The following is an 18,935-nucleotide window of genomic DNA, read 5'->3' as shown; positions in this document are numbered from 1 at the left end:
TTCAATACTAACAACTATTTCAAACAAATAAATTCAACTAGCATATTTTTTATGCAAAACAACATCAGGGCAAACATATGTCACAGCATCATTTAAATGGAAAAACCGTACTAATCACAGGCGGTGCAAAAAACTTAGGCGGTTTGATTTCACGCAAGTTCGCTGAACAAGGCGCAAATTTATTGATTCATTACAATAGTGCTGCCACTCAAGCCGATGCCGAACAAACCTTAAAAGAGGTACAGGCACTCGGTGCAAAAGCCGTTTTGGTACAAGCTGATTTATCCGATATTCAAACTATTGAACAGCTGTTTATCACAGCCAAAGAAACATTTGGTGGCGTGGATATTGCGATTAATACGGTAGGTCGTGTGCTGAAGAAACCGTATTTAGATACGACCGAACAAGAGTTTGATGGCATGAATGACATCAACAATAAAATTGCCTATTTCTTTATTCAATCGGCAGGTCGTCATCTGAATGACAATGGGAAAATCTGCACCATCGTAACCAGTTTACTTGCAGCGTATACGGGACTTTATTCAACTTATGAAGGCTTAAAAGCACCCGTCGAGCATTATACTCGTGCAGCGTCCAAAGAGTTTGGTGAACGTGGCATCTCAGTTACTGCGGTCGCACCAGGCCCAATGGATACTCCCTTTTTCTATGGTCAAGAAGCACCCGAAGCCGTGGCCTATCATAAATCAGCATCTGCTTTAGGTGGCTTAACCAAGATCGAAGATATTGAACCTTTAGTTCGCTTCTTGGTTACCGATGGTTGGTGGATTACTGGACAAACTATTTTTGCCAATGGTGGTTATACCACCCGTTAAGTCGGATACTGACAAAGGTTTGGGCATTACACCACAATGCCCAAACATGCTAAGGCAAGAAAAACACCAAGGCATAGAAACAGGTCAAACTCAGGATAATGGTCAACAAGGTATGTTTCACCTTATACGCAATGATGACGGTTAAAATCGTGGCCAAAAAATACGGATTTAATAAAGTCGAACGAAATGCGCCATGTTCATCCATAAACACAATCGGCGTTGCGATCGCAGTCAATAAACACGGTGCGGAATACTGTAAAGATTGTTGAAACCATTTCGGTAATCGCAACGGAATATTGGGTTCTAGCAAAATATAGCGATTCATAAACACCACCAAAGCTAGAATGACCAAAAGAAACCAACTCATGCGGCACGCTCCCGTAGATTCTGTAAACAAGTCGCGGTCAACATGCCAATTACACCTGCCAAGATGGCTGCACTTTTAATGCCTAGACTCAGAAAAACCAATGTTAACAATACGGACACTATTACCCCGACCAAAGTATTTATGTTTTTAATAAACGGAATCACAATGGCGATAAAAGTCGCAACAATCGAAAAGTCCAAGTGATATTGATCAAGATTCGGCACTGATGCAGCAAGCAGCACCCCACAAATACTAAATAAGACCCAGCACAGATAAAAACAGCTTCCTGCACCCAATAAATAATAAATATAGTGTTGTTGCTTTTTAATACTCACCGCAAATAATTCATCAGTCAGCAAAAAGCCCAATAGCAAGCGATGTTTTAAAGGTTGTTTAGAAATGTCTTCACGCAGATACAGTGCATATAGATAATGCTGTGTGGTAATCAGAAATACTGAAATGATGATGGTAAATGCAGGCGTTCCAGCCATTACTAAACCTAAGGTCATCAACTGCGCTGCACCTGCAAAGACCAAAGCCGACATTCCGATTGCTTGTCCAGTACTCAGCCCTGCCTGAATCGCCATAGAGCCTGCCAATAGCCCCCAAGGCAATACTGCAAAACACAGCGGCAGTATTTTAATCACCCCATTTAGAAATGCCCGAGATATCGTTATTGGCCTATCATCGGTTATGCTGTCACTTAACATCAAAATCACAATTGCTCATAAAAGACCTTATGACTATGCCAAAATTTGATAAGAGAGAATTGTATAAAATTGCTGTTTTTATTTTAGATAGGCGATATAGCCGCCCGGCGTAATCCCAAAAGTTTGGCGAAAATGACGACTAAAATGACTCTGATCCGAAAAACCACACTGATGTGAAACCTCAGATAAATTTAGCCCTTGCCTTAACAATTTTTGTGATTTTTGCAACCGAGCCTGTACCAACCAAGCATGTGGTGACAAACCGACATGCTTTTTAAATTGACGTAAGAAATGCCATTGGCTGAGATTGGCCATGTCAGCAAGTTCTGCTAAGGAAAACTCTTGCTCGGGCATACTTGCCATAAAATCTTTGATATTGAGGATTCGCTGTTTGGCACTGCTTAAATCCGTTGCCTGTGGCCTGACTTGACTGTATTTGGACACGAGCCAAGCAATTGTTGATAAAAATAGAGTTTGTTTCAGTAAAGTATTATTGGGCTGCTCTAATAAATCGAATAAGAGACGAAATTGTTGGGCTAGGCCTTCATCATGCAGTACCGCTTCTCTAAACCACGGTGCTGTGCCATGTATGGTTGTGAGGTCTCGTGTCAGTTCATAAAACACTTCAGGCGTTGGATAGATGGCTCGATAACGCCATCCTGTCTCTACTGCCGAAGAACCCGTGTGCACTTCATCGGCATTGACCAGAATAATATCGCCCTGTGGTGCAACATGATTACCACCTGTACGATAGAACCGCTGTGCTCCTTCCTCAATTACACCAATACAAAATCCTTCATGAACATGTCGTGAGAATTCCTGCTGATAGTAACTTGCTTTCAGCATTTCCAGACCACCTAGTTCTTCTAGATGTAAGTAATCGACTTGTTCACGAGGTCTTCGCGACATCAAGACCTCCTTTGAATTGTTTGCATTGTGTCAGGTTAACGCGATTTAGATAGATTTATAGAACAAAATTGCTGTTTGTTCAAAATAAAGATAGATCTAAGTAGAGAAACAAAACTGATTGATAAATCTCTATTTTCTAATTCAATTCGATGAATTAAAAAAGAAATCTATTTTATATAATTCAAATTCAATAAAACTTAAAAAAGAGAATCTATTAAATAGATTTAATTCTTACTTAAAATATCTTAAAATCCGCACATAATTTATGCAATAAATTGTAATAAAACCAAAAGCTAAAAAATTGAGAGAAGCATATGTTAAATCCCCTACACCCTAAAAAACTAATCCCTTTAAGTTATGCCATCGCCTTGAGTCTTTCAGTATTAGGGACAACAACAATTCCAAGTTATGTACACGCATCGGCATCTACAGAAGAAACTGCAGTAAATAACGCCACAACTCAAAATACTGCAGAAAATCCAATGGCCAAATTAGATTGGCACTTAGGACCGAAAAAAGAAAACGTTGCCAATGTTGCAACTTTAAATACACTCAAAGATGAAGGTTTTCTAGATCCAAAGAATGCAGATCAATTTCTTGAGTTAACGGGTAATTTAACCACAGGTAGTACAAACATTTTAGTTGCACCTGATGATTCATGGTGGGCCACATTTGATTTTGATCCATCAGGTTATGTTAAGGATGATGAGAAAATCGATGCCGATGCCTTATTAAAACAACTCAAGGAGTCTGATGAACCTTCTAATGAAGAACGCGCGCGTTTAGGCTATCCCAAACTGTATACCGTTGGCTGGGCCGTACCACCGCATTATGACAATCAAACCAAACGTTTAGAATGGGCACTCAAAATTCGTGATCAAGATAATAACGAAGCGATTAATTACACCATTCGTATCCTAGGTCGCACGGGTGTGACAAGTGCAACCTTGGTTTCTGATGAAGAAAATTTAACTCAGAACATTAATGCCTTTAAAACTAGTTTAAAGGGCTTTGACTACAACTTTGGCGAAAAATACGCAGAATATCGTGAAGGTGATAAAGTCGCTGAATACGGTCTAGCCGCATTGATTGCAGGTGGTGCTGCAGTTGTAGCAACAAAAAAAGGCTTTTGGGCTGCTATTGTGGCCTTCTTTGCAGCTGCATGGAAATTTATTGCAGTGGGTGCAATTGCAGTAGCTGGATGGTTACGCTCTCTATTTAATAAAAACAAATCATAAATGCATTTGCCTTTAGAAATACTGATTGTAATAGGAATAGTCGGGTTCTATATTTATGACTCGACTCATCTCTATTTTTATAATGAGTTCAACATTCAAAAAGGTTTAAATGCTTCTTTTAAATCTCAATTAATTTCACGAAAATTCAATTTCTCTCGTCAATATTTAGTTATTCCGAACTTGCTTTTGCCACACCAACTTCTCTATAAATGTGCATGGAGGTTCAAAAATATTCATTCAGCAATTGATCAAAACGAGATTGAACATATCAGAAAAATTAGTTTAACCTTGAAACCGCTACAGATTATTAATCTTATAATTTTCTTACTTACTCTCGGAATTCTGCCACTTTTACTGATATATAAAGCAGGTTATTTAGCAATTTCGATTACGCTTATGATGATCTATGGCTTAAATCTATTTTCAATTTTTTTTGTAATGATAAAAAGAAAAATCTTACAGTTGTCTTGGCTCAAAACGATCCAACTTTTATTAGATGTGCTGTTATGCCCTCCTTTTGCGGTAAATCTATTAAGAAAAATTAGTCTAAACTATCAAATCAAAACCGAAGGGATTCTATTCGCCTCTCAAATACTTGATCAGAAACATTATCAACAGCTACTTGATGAAATTCTTCTCGATATTCAAACATTAAAAACAGCATCTAGTGAAAAGCGTGTTATTCAACTTGAATTACGAGAACAACAACTTCAGTCCATAAAATACGAAATAGAGAACAAATAAAAAGCTATCAAAAAGGATCGTTTTTTATATAACAAAATAATACGCTCAAAATAAAAGCCTCCGAAGAGGCTTTTATTTATTGGATCAATTACTTAGAGCCTTTAATTCCAGCTTGCAATAACAAAGCACCTAAACCACCAATTTTTTGCTCTTGTGGTTTTTCAGTTTTTGGCTTGTTATTTTGCGGACGCTTAAAGTCGCCCTCTTTACGCGGTGGACGTTGGCCTTGTGGTTTACGATCTGAACGTTCAGTACGATCTTGTTGTGGACGTTGCTGACGTGGGGCTTTCGCTGGTGCAGAACCTTCAGCGCGCATACTCAAGTTCACGCGATTACGTTCCACGTCCACTTGCATCACACGTACTTGCACAATTTGACCTGGTTTCACCACTTTATGTGGATCAGAAACAAATTCATTGGCAAGTTCAGAAATATGCACTAAACCATCTTGGTGTACACCAACATCCACGAAGGCACCAAAATTGGTTACGTTAGTGACAACGCCTTCAAGTTGCATACCTTCAGTCAATTGCGCAACTTCAGTAATATCTTCACGGAATTTTGCAGTACGGAACTCAGGACGTGGATCACGACCTGGTTTTTCCAATTCCGCCAAAACGTCTTGAATGGTTGGTAGACCAAATTTGTCATCTACAAACTCATCCGCTTTGACTTGGCGAATAATTTCGGTATTGCCGATAATGTCTTTTACCGTGGTTGCTTTTGCAGCAACAATTCTTTCCACCAACCCATAACTTTCAGGGTGAACTGCCGACGCATCCAATGGCTCTGAACCATCTTGAACACGTAAGAAACCAGCAGATTGTTCAAAGGTACGTTCGCCCAAACGTGGCACTTTTTTCAAAGCTTGACGGTTATCAAAACGACCATTTTCTTTACGGTATTCAACGATTTGTTGTGCAATTGCTTTATTTAGACCAGCAATATAAGCCAGAATCGCTGGAGAAGCGGTATTCACATCCACACCCACAGCATTCACACAGTCTTCAACCACGGCATCTAATGTTTTTGCCAAACCAGTTTGATTCACATCATGTTGATATTGACCTACACCAATCGATTTAGGGTCAATTTTTACCAACTCAGCCAACGGATCTTGTAAACGGCGTGCAATTGAAACCGCACCACGAATTGAAACATCTAGCTCAGGTAACTCTTGTGAAGCCAATTCACTTGCAGAGTAAACAGAAGCGCCCGCTTCACTTACAGTGATACGTGTCAGTTGCAGATCAGTATTGGCAGCCATCATTTCCGCAACAACTGCTTCCGTTTCACGGCTTGCAGTACCATTACCAATCGCAATAAGTTCCACGTGGAACTCTCGACATAAACGAGCAAGTTCCGTAATAGAACCCTCTTTATCTTCTTTCGGTGCAAATGGATAAATGGTGCTATGCGCAAGTACATCACCTGCATTACTGACCACTGCAAGCTTCACACCTGTACGGATACCAGGGTCAACACCCAAAGTCGTACGACCACCAGCAGGTGCAGAAAGTAATAAATGACGCAGGTTTTCAGCAAATACATCCATTGCTTCAGCTTCAGCAGCCAAACGTTTATCGGTTAATAATGAATGTTCGATTTGTGGACGAATCTTGCCCAACCAAAACAGTTTAGCCGTTTGCTTTAAATAATCTTGACGCGTTTGCGGCTGAACTTGTTCAAGATTGTATTCAGTCTCAATACGAGCCAATGGCGCATCATCTTCACCATCAACTTTCAAACCCAATACATTTTCTTGACGACCACGTAGCATCGCCAATAAACGATGTGAAGGAACTTTATTAAAGTTTTCAGAAAACTCGAAATAATCACGGAATTTTTTACCAACTTCTTTCTTCTCTTCAGAAGCAACCGCACTTTTTAACACTGCAGTTTTAGCAAAAGTTTGTTTTAATTCAGTGGTTAATGCAATATTTTGTGCCCAGTCATCAATCAAGATGTGCTGAATAGCATCAAGCTGGCTTTCTACATCTGGGTAGTCTTCATGACTAAAACCAGCCAATGCTTCAGTTGGATCAACCTGTTCTGCAATAATTTTTTCAGCAATAGCGCCAAGGCCTGCTTCTTTTGCTTTAAATGATTTACTGGTCCGTTTTGGACGATACGGTGCGTAAATTTCTTCTAATGCATTCTTAGTTTCTGCTGCATTGACGCGCGCTAATAAATCATCGCTTAATTTATCTTGTTCTTGTAAAGATTGGATCACCTTCTCACGACGCTCAAATAAATCACGTAAGTAAGTTAAACGTGTATCGAGTTGACGTAATTGCGTATCGTCTAAGCCTTGCGTGACTTCTTTACGGTAACGTGCAATAAAAGGAACGCTAGCACCTTCATCAATTAAACGAATAGCAGCTTCTACTTGGTTTGGACGTACGGCAAGTTCATTTGCCAACTGCTGAACTAAGTCAGTCATCGTGATTGATTCCACAAGGGTTAAGTCTAAAAGCACTGATTATAAAGTCCATGGCTATAAAATCCACCATTGTTTTTTTGAATATTGTGCCAGTAGATTATGCAAATCATAGAATGTTTATAAAATACCAAGATTTTTTCGCCTAAATATTGAAAAATAGATTGATTGTCATAATTTTGCCTGTATATATTTGGTATCTATCTCTTGATTTTATTGGCAATATTTGTTGCTTTATAACATAGCCAAAACTGTGCAATGAATCGTATACTTCTTTGCATTGTATAAAGACGATGACAATAAACGATAAAGGAGCACATCATGAGTTTAGTTGTACCTGCTGAATCGACGGAAACTGTACACCATGAGACAGATCGGGTCGAACGCATTTTAGTGGTCGATGACGATGTGCGCTTGCGTACGCTTTTACAACGCTTCCTCGAAGACAAAGGTTTTGTGGTAAAAACGGCTCATGACGCAACACAAATGGATCGTTTACTACAACGTGAACTATTCTCTCTTATCGTGCTTGATTTTATGCTTCCCGTGGAAGATGGCTTGAGTATTTGCCGTCGCTTACGCCAGTCAAATATTGATACCCCTATTATTATGCTGACTGCACGTGGTAGTGACTCTGACCGTATTGCGGGTCTTGAGGCAGGCGCAGATGATTATTTACCAAAACCATTTAACCCGAATGAATTACTGGCACGTATCCGCGCAGTATTACGTCGTCAAGTACGTGAAGTTCCTGGTGCACCAAGTCAACAAGTTGAAGTGGTCAGCTTTGGCCCATGGTCTTTGGATCTATCGACTCGTACCTTAACTCGTGAAGGTCAAGTCGTAACGCTCACAACGGGCGAGTTTGCAGTTCTAAAAGCATTGGTTCAACATCCACGTGAACCACTTACTCGTGACAAGCTGATGAATTTGGCACGTGGTCGTGAATGGGGTGCAATGGAGCGTTCGATTGATGTCCAAGTCTCTCGTCTACGTCGTTTAATTGAAGATAACCCTGCTCGTGCACGTTATATCCAAACTGTATGGGGTGTAGGCTACGTTTTTGTTCCAGATGGCGCTGAATAAGCTTAGGAAATAAAACGTTGAAACTTGAACCAATTGATCCACAAGAATTTACTGAGTTCGCGGCTTATTCCGAAAGGCCACGCACCCAATGGGAACGGTTTTTAGATAAAATTAAACCCCGTTCCGCGGCCATGCGCACCACCATCTTGGTTTTGTTCATGGTCTTTTTCAGCCTGTTTATGTCCTTGTGGTTCTTTTGGCGAACACTCTATCTTCCCGAACTACAACAACATGCCCGTTATCTCGCGATTGAATTGGAGCTCGTCAATAATCCAGATATTCGAATTCTACATCGCGATATCGAAGTAGATGTCGATACATGGCTAAAAAACCGTATTGGCATTGAGTATGTGACTGATCCGAGAGAGTTTCCCAAAGTCGAAGACAAATTCTTGGCAGAACTGTTTACCAATCAAATCGAATCTAAACTAGCGAAAGAGCTCGGTGTAGAAAACGTTACAGTTTATTTTAAATTTAAACCGATCCCCCGCATCTGGATCCAAACCCCAGAAATGAACGGGAACTGGGTTAGAGAGCCACTCAAAACCTATACCAACTACAGTGTCGAGCTGATTGCTACGTGGTTGTTTGGGGTTCCAATCCTGTCATCGATTATTATTTTGATTTTGGTACGACAAATGAATCGACCGCTACGTCGATTACAAAATGCTGCCAATAATTATAGTAAGACAGGCAAAGCACCCTATCTCGATACCAATCATGGTCCACTCGAAATCCGTCAGGTGAACCAAGCCTTTAACCATATGGTATACACCCTTGAGCAGACGGAACGTGATCGCCAAATTATGTTGGCGGGTATTTCCCATGATTTACGTACACCACTGACACGTATTCGCCTCACCGCAGAAATGCTGCCTGACGAGTTTTTCCGTGAAGGCTTGATTTATGATGTAGATGATATGGATGCGATTCTAAATCAATTCATTTCCTATATGCGTGATGGCTCGGATGAAGAGTTAACAAACACCAACCTCAATACTTTATTGCAAGAAGTGGTGGTGCAATTCAAACCACTGGATATTCGTTTTCAGGCACAGGAACTACCAATTATTCCTGCCCGTAGCCTGTCATTAAAGCGACTGATTGCCAATTTGGTGAATAATGCTAAACGTTATGGTGCAGAGCCGATTGAACTCTCTGCCAGCCATGTTGATGATCACATTTTAATTACAGTTGCCGATCATGGTGAAGGTATTCCACCAGATCAAGTGGAAGAATTAATGCAGCCTTTTGTTCGCGGTAATTCCGCACGAACAATTCAAGGTAGTGGTTTGGGCTTAGCGATCGTGAAACGTATTGTCGATATTCATCAAGGACAGATCAACATTCGTAATCGTGAACAAGGCGGTCTGGAAGTAGTGATTTCTCTTCCGATTAACTCAGTACCAGACGAAGAGCCGCAAAATAATACCATCGATAAAATTAAACAAACCTTAACGGGGCATTTTTAAAAACCGCGCTTAAGCAACCAATACTCCCTATTTCTTCGACTAAAGTCTTCAATCAAAATACCATCAGATTGAAGACTTTTATTGGTTGAATAGCCTCCAAGCATGAACAACAATCCAGGACTCAATTGGTTTTTCTGCACGAATTCAAGCAAATATCACACAGAAAATAGCCTATTGCATGGCAAGTGAATAAAGCATACTCACCTGTATTAGACCTTAGCCTTATTTCAATCCACTTTTCATGTTTTAGCGATAGAATCCTTATCCAATGAAAAGCAATATTGAGAATGGATGATGTCTTTAAGTCGTATTCGTCTTGCAGCACTGCATGACAAAGTGATGAGTGCAGAGCAGGCAGCTCAGTTTATTAAAAATGATATGACGGTTGGTATGAGCGGTTTTACCCGTGCTGGTGAAGCGAAAGCAGTACCACAAGCATTGGTTGAACAAGCCAAAAAAAATCCGTTAAAAATCACATTAATTACAGGCGCGAGTCTCGGCAATGACTTAGACAAACAATTGACGGAAGCAGGGGTCCTTGCACGTCGCATGCCATTCCAAGTCGACAACACCTTACGTCGTGCTATTAATAACGGCGAAGTGATGTTCATCGATCAACATTTGTCTGAAACCGTTGAACAGATGCGTAACCAGCAACTGAAACGTCCTGATGTTGCGGTGATCGAAGCAGTTGCCATTACCGAAGATGGTCATATCGTTCCAACTACCTCTGTCGGGAATTCAGCCAGCTTTGCTATTTTTGCAGAAAAAGTAATTGTCGAAATCAATACTTCGCTCAGCGAAAATTTCGAAGGCCTACACGATATTTATATCCCGACCTATCGCCCTACCCGTACGCCATTGCCTTTAACACAAGTGGATGACCGTATTGGTTCAACAGCGATTCCAATCGATCCAGCGAAAATCGTGGGTATCGTATTCAATGACACAGCAGATTCACCATCAACTGTGACTCCACCTGATGCTGAAACTCAAGGCATTGCGAACCACCTGATTAAATTCTTTGAAAACGAAGTCGCAGAAGGTCGTTTAGCGAAAAACTTAGGCCCATTACAGGCAGGTATTGGTTCAATTGCCAATGCTGTTTTAACAGGACTTAAAGATTCGAATTTCGAAGACTTGGTCATGTATTCAGAAGTTCTTCAAGACTGTACGTTTGAACTGATTGATGCAGGCAAAATGAAGTTTGCTTCTGGTAGCTCAATCACCCTATCAGCACAATGTGGCGAGCGCGTTTTCGGTAATCTTGAACACTACAAAGACAAATTAGTACTTCGCCCTCAAGAAATTTCAAACCATCCTGAACTCGTACGTCGTTTAGGGATTATCGGTATTAATACAGCACTTGAGTTTGATATTTACGGTAACGTGAACTCAACTCACGTTTGCGGCACCAAAATGATGAATGGTATCGGTGGTTCAGGTGACTTTGCCCGTAACGCACACCTTGCGATTTTCGTGACCAAATCGATTGCCAAAGGTGGTGATATCTCATCAATCGTACCAATGGTCAGCCATGTCGATCACAATGAACATGACGTTGATATCTTGGTAACAGAAGTTGGTTTAGCTGATCTTCGTGGCTTAGCGCCACGTGAGCGTGCACGCGTGATTATTGACAACTGCGTGCATCCACTTTATCAAGGCGCACTCAATGATTACTTTGATCGCGCTTGCGAACGTGGCGGCCACACCCCGCATATTCTTCGTGAAGCCTTGTCTTGGCATGCCAATTTTGAAGAAACAGGTCATATGTTAGCGCCTGTAGCTGTGGCGAAGTCTGCTTAACGCTCAGCTCTCATCTCAATAAAAAAAGCATGTTCCGACATGCTTTTTTTATTTTCCTACTTTGATGCAGCTAAGCGCCCGACTCTCAGCAAAATTGGAAAGCTAATCCCAATCGGCTGCTGCATCTGTAAAATATCTTGTAAGCTCTCCAAAGGGCTGACATGCAACTGATTCTGATAATGCTTTACTGCAGACCAAGTGTTTAAATAATCCCACAATTGTGCCCCTGTCCAGCGTAACACGATCTGCAACTGCGGCATGGTGATCTCCTCAAAAGGAAATGGGATCGTTTGATATTGCTCATCAATATAACGTCGCTCTACATCCCAAAATCCCTTTAAAGTATGATGATAGAGCTGATCGATTCGCTGATTTAAATCTGTATCATCTAACCGAATTAAACCATAACCAATCACTGCAAAAAGACCGTCCACTCTCAGGGTTCGCTTAACTTCTGCATAGAATTTTTCAAAATCAAACCAGTGGATCGCTTGTGCAACGGTAATTAAATCAAAAGACCGATCGGCAAATGAAGTCTGCTCTGCGGCTTGTTGTAAATACTGCACATTAAGGAGTGCTGGGGCCTGATCTAGTTGATTTTGACTGAGGTCTGTGGCAATTACAGTTCGAAAATAAGGAGCTATCAGCTGGGTCAACTGCCCTGAACCTGCTCCACAATCCCATGCACGCTCAAAGCCATTGAGCTGCTTTATTAAGCAATTTACTAACGTTTGTGGATAAGTTGGCCGTGCCTGTTGATAAAGTTCACTTTGCTCAGAAAATAAGTCTTTCATCGTCGTCTATTCTTAAAATTTTGATCTCTCTTCAACATAACAAAATTTCCAATTGAAAATTGTTCAGTAAAAGTTCGATCTTATAGAACTTGTACGATGCGATAGCTGGCTTGTGCAATCGGTTTAAGCTGATCACTCATCTGATAGACTTTGACATCATATGTTCCCACTTGCCATCCATTCGGTGGTGTCGTACTGACCCAGTTTCGAGTAACATTTTGAGTGACTCGACGCGGTGTAAACAACAACACTTCCCCTGTATCTCGATTTAGCCAACGAATAAAGATTTGCTCATCTGCAGGCGATTGCCCCATCGTATCAAAATGAGCAAAGACCTCTTGAAACTGATGTACTTGACGAAGATCTTCTGAAAGCTGTGGCATTACTGGTGTTAAGGCGAGTACTAGTCTGCCAGATAATGCTTGCTCATCATTTTTTGAGCTCAACTCCTCTAAAGCACGTTGAGCAAATACTTTCTTATTCTGAATCATTGAAAAATCTTGTCTAGGAAAAGCCTTTTTCAAATAATCACCCACCTGTTGCTCGGATGCCATTTCAATGATTTTAGCAATCTGCTGATGTTGCTGCTCAGAGAGAGTATTTAAATGCTCATTTCTTGCAGTAAGTCCTTGCGACGTCAAAATCACCACATCTTGTGGATGATTTATTGCGGTTGCATCAGGTTTTGCTGTTTTTGTTATTTCTGGTGCAATAGAGGGTGACACCGCCTGCTTATAATCAGCAGTCAAATACCCTAATCCAAACCCAAGCATTAAAAAAAGTAAATAAAGCCACTTTTCCACAATATCTTCTTCCAAAAAATAAAGGTGACAAAGCCACCTTTAATCTTATCTAGCCCATAGGCTTAAGGATTTAATTACAGCTGAGCAAAGTCCCATTAATCTCTAAACTACCATTCTTGGTTGTAAATGCCCCACCTTCACTCAACACTTTTTGTTGAGTAAAACCAGTTCCTGTTAGCATTCTCAGTGTTGTTGTTCCTTGACACACATTGGTAAAAATATTGACACCGACCTTCGCAATACAGCCATCTGCCGTTACTTTTACAACATTATTGCTACCGAGTGCGCACTGAGCCGTAATTACAGTTGTTGGGGTATTCGATGATTCACACGCAGAGCAGTTATTATTATTTTCGCATGCATTTGCAGCTGACTCTGATTTACAGGTATAGGTCACACCATTTTTAATAATCGTTTTAGAATAAGAGGAATCCGTACGGATATTCCCATCTCCTCCACCTCCGCAAGCACTAAGTAAAATACAAAATAATGAGGCAAAACCTAACTTTATGTTATTTAACATCGTAAAAACCTTATCGTTCTATTAATAATTTAATATATTTAAAAGTCTTATTTTTTGACTTTATATTTAATGATTTACATCTAAGTGCAAACGCACAAATCTTAGCTTAAAGTGCGGAGGTGAATCAAATTATTTGAACAAACAATAAAAAAAAGCCCCAAACTTTCGTTTGAGGCTTTTTGAATATGGTGGCGAGACCCAGGATCGAACTGGGGACACACGGATTTTCAATCCGTTGCTCTACCTACTGAGCTATCACGCCAATGGGGTGTATTAAGCCGTATCTCAGACCAATAGTCAATAATTATCATGAGCTTTTGATTTGAATGCACATTTTTCACGCAATCATTTTTGAGGCAAAAAAAATCCCTGATGGGATCAGGGATTGAAAATACAAATTTATGGTGGCGAGACCCAGGATCGAACTGGGGACACACGGATTTTCAATCCGTTGCTCTACCTACTGAGCTATCACGCCAAAGTGGGCGTATTAAACAATGTTTGCCTAAGCCCGTCAAGCAAATTTGTGGATTTTTATCCTAAACGCTTAATTTTGCTCCAAAGTAGCAAACTAAGGCTTAGATTTTGCCAATATGTGATAAACAGCGATGGATTGCCCCACAACCCGGTTCAAACTGTTTAACTCCTTGCTCTTCCTCCATACGGCACACCTCTTCAACCAAGCGTTCTGCAACCCCACGCCCACGATTGGCTGGATGTACCACAATATATTCCAAAACACGGCTTTCACCTTGTCCTGTCGCCCATATTGCACCTATAATTTTGGTGTTAAATTCAGCAGTGTAAACTGTGGTATATTGCTGGAGATTTTGTTCAAGTTGTTCCATTGCATCTTGCCCATCGCCAAACTCTGGGCTGGTATCGTAAAGTCGCTCTAGCTGAGTACGAATTCCTAGATTATCCAGAGAACTGTAAGCATGTACGGTAATAGGCATTGATTAACCCTCCTGAGCAAACTATGATGCTGTCACTTTTTCGTCACAGCGAAACTATTGGTTTTTAATTCAATCATTTTTGACGTTTTTTGAGGAACGTGTCCATGACGCAACGTATCAGTGAAGTGGTAAGAAATACCAACGAAACAAAAATTCGAGTTCGTCTCAATCTCGATGGTACTGGTCAAGGCACACTCAACACTGGAGTTCCATTTTTAGACCATATGATTGATCAAATCAAGCGTCATGGTCTATTTGATATCGACATTCATTGCGATGGCGACCTAGAAATTGATGACCATCACACCGTCGAAGACTGTGGAATCACCTTGGGGCAAGCCTTTGCGCAAGCTTTAGGCGATAAAAAGGGCTTACGTCGTTATGGGCATTTTTATGCGCCATTGGATGAAGCACTATCTCGTGTTGTAGTTGATCTATCTGGTCGTCCAGGCTTGTTTATGGATATACCATATACACGTGCCCGAGTTGGAAGCTTTGATGTCGATTTATTTTCAGAATTTTTCCAAGGTTTTGTCAATCATGCACTGATGACATTGCATATTGATAACCTGAAAGGCAAAAATAGCCACCATCAAATCGAAAGTGTGTTTAAAGCCTTAGCACGTGCATTGCGTATGGCATGTGAAGTTGATCCACGTGCTGAAAACACCATCGCTTCGACCAAAGGTAGTTTGTAATGACCCGTATTGCTTTACTTGATTATGGCATGGGAAATTTGCACTCTGCGGCAAAAGCCTTAGAGCATGTCGGTGCAACAGTTGATGTCACCAACGATCCAAAACTGATTGCCAAAGCGGATAAAATCGTCTTCCCTGGTGTCGGTGCCATGCGTGACTGTATGCAAGGCATGCATGAAGCAGGAATTGATGAAGTGGTGCGCCAAGCTGCTTTCAACAAACCTGTGCTGGCGATTTGTGTCGGCATGCAAGCCCTACTGCAAAGTTCGGAAGAAAATGGTGGTGTAGCTGCATTGGGTATTTTCGATGGCGTGGTAAAACACTTTCCTGAAATACCCAATTTAAAAGTACCGCATATGGGTTGGAATCAAGTGCATCAACTTGATCCAAGTCATCCAATGTGGAATAACATTGAGCAAGATGCGCGTTTCTATTTTGTGCACAGCTATTATGTAGAGCCAAAAGATTCAGCAGTCACTGCGGCTACTTGTGATTATGGCGTGAATTTCTGCACGGCGATTCATAAAGACAATTTGTTTGCAACGCAATTCCATCCTGAAAAAAGTCATACCGCTGGTCTACAGCTGTTAAAGAATTTTGTGGAATGGAAGATTTAACTAATCTGACCTTAAAAATCGCCATGTAACTTGGCGATTTTTATTGCAAATAAGAAAATAATTCAAACGAAGAATAATGATGTTACCGCCAATTTCTAAAGATTTATTAAATCCATTTAATCCGTATGGGCGTTTTGGCCGATTATCTTATCTGGCTTGGCAAACCGTCATTTTCCTGATTGCTATTCCACTTAACATTTATATAAGTTATGAAATGTTTGGAATTGGACTAGCTGAGCCTTATAAACAACCAGACCTTTTAGCATTATTTTTATTCGTGACCCTTGCACTTTTTGTTGTCTATAGCAGCATTGTTTTTTCTATTCGACGACTACACGACTGTAATCGTTCAGGTTGGTTCGTATTGCTGTTGGGCATGCCTTATCTGAATATTTTGATACTGGTGTATTTGCTGATTGCTAGAGGTGACCATAACTCCAATCGCTATGCTCCTGTGCAACCTACCGCAACTTGGGAAAGAATAATGGCTTACATCGGGTTGGGCTTAATATTCATTACCGCTGTCTTAATATTTATCGTTTTTACGAAAAGCCTTACAGTTTTCCCTTAACCTATATCGATTATTTCCCTCAATGTCTCCACAGAAATAAGCCTGAGAGAATGTGCTCCCATTTTTTAATTTTTCTTTTCTATTTATTTTCAGTGCTATTTTGCTTATTATGCAAACACTTTGAATAAAAACCGAACAATTTATCCTTAAAAAATTCAATCAATATAGGAAGATAAAATGACATCTGATTTTCAAGCAAATGATTCAGGTTTAAGTGCAAATGGGCGTTTTGGGAGACTCTCTTATTTAGGATGGAATATGCTGCTCGGGCTTTCTATGTTCATCCTCGGTATTATTGCTGCGATCTTTATACCAGCTTTCACTAATTCCTCTGCAAATATTCTGGTATATCTCTTAGGCGGCCTTTTTATCATTATTTATGTCGCTGTCCTCTATTACAGTTTTATTTTTTCTATCCGTCGTCTACATGATCGAAATCAGACTGGATGGCTATCACTGTTAATGCTTATACCACTGGTTAATTTCTTGTTTTTTATTTATTTAAGCTGTGCAAAAGGGGATGAAAGCTCAAATAATTATGGCTCACCTCGCATAACAAAAGGCTGGGAAAAAGTTTTAGGGTGGATCTATATTATCCTCGTCCCAATTAGTATTTTAGTTTTAGCTGCAACAGCGATTCCTGCTTATCAAAACTACATCCAGAAAAGCCAGCAGATTCAAATGCAACAGCATCCCTACGCTGAGTAAATACGTCATGTTTACTAAGCCAAGTTCCGACTTGGCTTTTTTATTTCAATAAAACCCTTTAAGCTCAATCAAACGCTTTGAGCCTTTAATGCAGATGGATACGCCTCAACACACTCCCCTTTTAAGCAAAGAACAAATCCGCACATTGCCTGCATTTCAGAATCTAAGCACAGATCGAATCTTGGTGATCCAAACGCTTGACCAATGTAAGACAATTCAAGCTGAACTCGCTTCTATTCAGGTCTTTGGTTTTGATACTGAATCCAAGCCAACTTTCAAAGTTGGAGAAAAATCGACAGGGCCTCACCTGATCCAGCTCGCAACGCCAAACAAGGCATATTTATTTCAAGTCAGCCCTGAAATTTTGGATTTTCTTCGTCCCATCCTTGAAAATGAACAGCAACTCAAAGTCGGTTTTGGACTAAAGAATGATGCGCATATCTTCCGTTGCAAACAGATCCATCCTGCATCAATGATTGACCTATCCAAGAGTTTTGCAAGTTTTGGTTATCGCAGCCAAGTTGGTACTCAAATGGCAATCGCTCTCCTATTCCAACGTTATTTTGCCAAAAGTAAAAAAGTCAGCACCTCAAACTGGTCCGTTAAAAATCTCAGTCCGCAACAAATCAATTATGCCGCGGCAGATGCCTATGCAGCACTGCTCTGCTTTGAGCAACTGTATCAGCAACAATTACTCACAACACAATTATTGCAACAAATCAGAAGAATACTGGCAGGTTTAGCAGTCAAGGCTTAGCGATTGATCAATATTTTGCTAATATGTAGCCAATTTAAACCCTATGATGACGCAAGGAGCGAAAGCATGCTAATCATCCCAGCAATTGACCTGAAAGATGGTAAATGTGTCCGTTTAAAACAAGGACGTATGGAAGACGATACCGTTTTCTCTGAAGACCCTGTGGCAACTGCACAACATTGGGTGGATGAAGGCGCACGTCGTTTACATTTAGTCGATTTAAATGGTGCTTTCGCAGGTACGCCAATTCATAAACCAGTGGTTGAAGCGATTGCGCGTGCACAACCTGAACTTCCAATTCAGATTGGTGGTGGTATCCGTTCACTTGAAACTATCGAACACTATTTGGAAGCTGGCGTTTCTTTCGTAATTATTGGCACCAAAGCCGTGAAAGAGCCTGAGTTTGTTGAAGAAGCATGTAAACGCTTCGCGGGTCATATTATTGTCGGTATTGATGCCATCAATGGCATGGTGGCAACCGATGGTTGGGCCAATGTGACTGATGTAAAAGCGACTGACCTTGCTAAACGTTTTGCCGATGCAGGTGTATCTAGCATCGTATATACCGATATTGCACGTGATGGCATGATGCAAGGTGTGAACGTTGAACAAACTGTGAACTTGGCTAACTATTCAGGTCTGCCTGTGATTGCTTCTGGTGGTGTGACCAATCTAGATGATGTACGCAATCTAAAAGACAAAAAAGGGATTTTAGGTGCGATTACAGGCCGGGCAATCTATGAAGGGACGTTAAGTCTTCGTGAAGCGCAGTTATTGTTAGACCAACAATCACTCTAATCGTTTCAGGCTCTAGTTATTGCAAGAATAGCTAGAGCTTTACCCCCTTGGATGCTATGCTTGCACCAGTTCAAATAAAGACCTTCTCTACTCACATGATGC

At 40.6% G+C, this 18,935-nt stretch carries 20 protein-coding genes and 2 tRNA genes; 12 read left to right on the top strand and 10 right to left on the bottom strand.

Annotated elements, in window-relative coordinates:
• Nucleotides 1-77: 77 nt before the first annotated feature.
• Entirely contained in the window at nt 78-833 is a 756-nt protein-coding gene (locus NDN11_RS01235) for an SDR family oxidoreductase (protein WP_167248579.1), read from the top strand.
• Between the two features lie 49 nt (nt 834-882).
• Here NDN11_RS01235 and NDN11_RS01230 read toward each other — a convergent pair whose 3' ends face one another.
• The 3 genes from NDN11_RS01230 to NDN11_RS01220 form a co-directional block, all read right to left on the bottom strand.
• Entirely contained in the window at nt 883-1,200 is a 318-nt protein-coding gene (locus NDN11_RS01230) for an AzlD domain-containing protein (protein ID WP_167248578.1), read from the bottom strand.
• Nucleotides 1,197-1,910 carry an AzlC family ABC transporter permease gene (locus NDN11_RS01225; RefSeq protein ID WP_167248806.1) on the bottom strand — a complete coding sequence of 238 codons (714 nt, stop codon included), beginning with the start codon at nt 1,908-1,910 and terminating at the stop codon, nt 1,197-1,199. The genes NDN11_RS01230 and NDN11_RS01225 overlap by 4 nt, the downstream gene beginning before the upstream one ends.
• Nucleotides 1,911-1,988: 78 nt before the next feature.
• Nucleotides 1,989-2,819: an AraC family transcriptional regulator gene (locus NDN11_RS01220; protein ID WP_251110549.1), complete on the bottom strand. Its 831-nt coding sequence runs from the start codon at nt 2,817-2,819 to the stop codon at nt 1,989-1,991.
• Between the two features lie 314 nt (nt 2,820-3,133).
• Here NDN11_RS01220 and NDN11_RS01215 point away from each other — a divergent pair, with 314 nt between their 5' ends.
• Both NDN11_RS01215 and NDN11_RS01210 read left to right on the top strand, forming a co-directional pair.
• Entirely contained in the window at nt 3,134-4,057 is a 924-nt protein-coding gene (locus NDN11_RS01215; RefSeq protein ID WP_251110548.1) for a DUF2167 domain-containing protein, read from the top strand.
• Nucleotides 4,058-4,801, top strand: coding sequence for a hypothetical protein (locus tag NDN11_RS01210; RefSeq protein ID WP_251110547.1), 744 nt, complete (start codon nt 4,058-4,060; stop codon nt 4,799-4,801). It abuts the gene before it with no gap.
• 88 nt (nt 4,802-4,889) lie between these two features.
• On the opposite strand, the gene NDN11_RS01205 is transcribed toward NDN11_RS01210, so the two are convergent.
• Nucleotides 4,890-7,244 (bottom strand): Tex family protein, encoded by a 2,355-nt coding sequence (locus tag NDN11_RS01205; protein ID WP_251110546.1) that lies wholly within the window; start codon nt 7,242-7,244, stop codon nt 4,890-4,892.
• A 318-nt stretch (nt 7,245-7,562) separates the two neighbouring features.
• Here NDN11_RS01205 and ompR point away from each other — a divergent pair, with 318 nt between their 5' ends.
• From ompR to scpC, 3 genes are all read left to right on the top strand, one after another.
• Entirely contained in the window at nt 7,563-8,327 is a 765-nt protein-coding gene (gene ompR, locus NDN11_RS01200; RefSeq protein ID WP_004657337.1) for an osmolarity response regulator transcription factor OmpR, read from the top strand.
• A gap of 17 nt (nt 8,328-8,344) precedes the next feature.
• Nucleotides 8,345-9,799 (top strand): ATP-binding protein, encoded by a 1,455-nt coding sequence (locus NDN11_RS01195; RefSeq protein ID WP_251110545.1) that lies wholly within the window; start codon nt 8,345-8,347, stop codon nt 9,797-9,799.
• Nucleotides 9,800-10,093: 294 nt separating this feature from the next.
• The gene (gene scpC / locus NDN11_RS01190) at nt 10,094-11,608 is read left to right on the top strand and encodes a succinyl-CoA:acetate CoA-transferase ScpC (protein WP_251110544.1); all 1,515 of its coding nucleotides are present in this window, start codon (nt 10,094-10,096) and stop codon (nt 11,606-11,608) included.
• A 56-nt stretch (nt 11,609-11,664) separates the two neighbouring features.
• On the opposite strand, the gene NDN11_RS01185 is transcribed toward scpC, so the two are convergent.
• The 6 genes from NDN11_RS01185 to NDN11_RS01160 form a co-directional block, all read right to left on the bottom strand.
• On the bottom strand, nt 11,665-12,402 hold the full coding sequence (locus NDN11_RS01185; RefSeq protein WP_251110543.1) for a class I SAM-dependent methyltransferase: 738 nt from the start codon (nt 12,400-12,402) through the stop codon (nt 11,665-11,667).
• Nucleotides 12,403-12,482: 80 nt separating this feature from the next.
• Nucleotides 12,483-13,151 (bottom strand): hypothetical protein, encoded by a 669-nt coding sequence (locus NDN11_RS01180; protein ID WP_251110542.1) that lies wholly within the window; start codon nt 13,149-13,151, stop codon nt 12,483-12,485.
• Nucleotides 13,152-13,275: 124 nt separating this feature from the next.
• On the bottom strand, nt 13,276-13,728 hold the full coding sequence (locus NDN11_RS01175) for a hypothetical protein (protein WP_167248569.1): 453 nt from the start codon (nt 13,726-13,728) through the stop codon (nt 13,276-13,278).
• Nucleotides 13,729-13,914: 186 nt separating this feature from the next.
• A tRNA-Phe gene (locus tag NDN11_RS01170) sits at nt 13,915-13,990 on the bottom strand.
• 140 nt (nt 13,991-14,130) lie between these two features.
• Nucleotides 14,131-14,206, bottom strand: a tRNA-Phe gene (locus tag NDN11_RS01165).
• A gap of 100 nt (nt 14,207-14,306) precedes the next feature.
• On the bottom strand, nt 14,307-14,684 hold the full coding sequence (locus NDN11_RS01160; RefSeq protein ID WP_005147436.1) for a GNAT family N-acetyltransferase: 378 nt from the start codon (nt 14,682-14,684) through the stop codon (nt 14,307-14,309).
• Between the two features lie 104 nt (nt 14,685-14,788).
• Between NDN11_RS01160 and hisB the strand changes: the two genes are divergently transcribed.
• The 6 genes from hisB to hisA all read left to right on the top strand — a co-directional run bounded on the left by hisB (nt 14,789) and on the right by hisA (nt 18,833).
• Nucleotides 14,789-15,382: an imidazoleglycerol-phosphate dehydratase HisB gene (hisB, locus tag NDN11_RS01155; protein WP_005297432.1), complete on the top strand. Its 594-nt coding sequence runs from the start codon at nt 14,789-14,791 to the stop codon at nt 15,380-15,382.
• Nucleotides 15,382-15,999, top strand: a complete 618-nt coding sequence (gene hisH, locus NDN11_RS01150; RefSeq protein ID WP_167248567.1) for an imidazole glycerol phosphate synthase subunit HisH — start codon at nt 15,382-15,384, stop codon at nt 15,997-15,999. Before hisB ends, hisH begins: the two co-directional genes overlap by 1 nt.
• 76 nt (nt 16,000-16,075) lie before the next feature.
• Entirely contained in the window at nt 16,076-16,570 is a 495-nt protein-coding gene (locus NDN11_RS01145) for a DUF805 domain-containing protein (protein WP_251110541.1), read from the top strand.
• Between the two features lie 177 nt (nt 16,571-16,747).
• Nucleotides 16,748-17,278 carry a DUF805 domain-containing protein gene (locus NDN11_RS01140; protein ID WP_251110540.1) on the top strand — a complete coding sequence of 177 codons (531 nt, stop codon included), beginning with the start codon at nt 16,748-16,750 and terminating at the stop codon, nt 17,276-17,278.
• An 88-nt stretch (nt 17,279-17,366) separates the two neighbouring features.
• Nucleotides 17,367-18,035, top strand: coding sequence for a 3'-5' exonuclease (locus NDN11_RS01135; RefSeq protein ID WP_167248564.1), 669 nt, complete (start codon nt 17,367-17,369; stop codon nt 18,033-18,035).
• Nucleotides 18,036-18,101: 66 nt separating this feature from the next.
• Nucleotides 18,102-18,833, top strand: a complete 732-nt coding sequence (gene hisA, locus NDN11_RS01130; RefSeq protein ID WP_004803807.1) for a 1-(5-phosphoribosyl)-5-[(5-phosphoribosylamino)methylideneamino]imidazole-4-carboxamide isomerase — start codon at nt 18,102-18,104, stop codon at nt 18,831-18,833.
• Nucleotides 18,834-18,935 lie beyond the last annotated feature (102 nt).

This window comes from Acinetobacter sp. C26M (assembly GCF_023702675.1).
Lineage (GTDB): Bacteria > Pseudomonadota > Gammaproteobacteria > Pseudomonadales > Moraxellaceae > Acinetobacter.
Note: the sequence above shows the minus strand (reverse complement) of the source record. Positions and strands in the feature narration are given on the sequence as shown.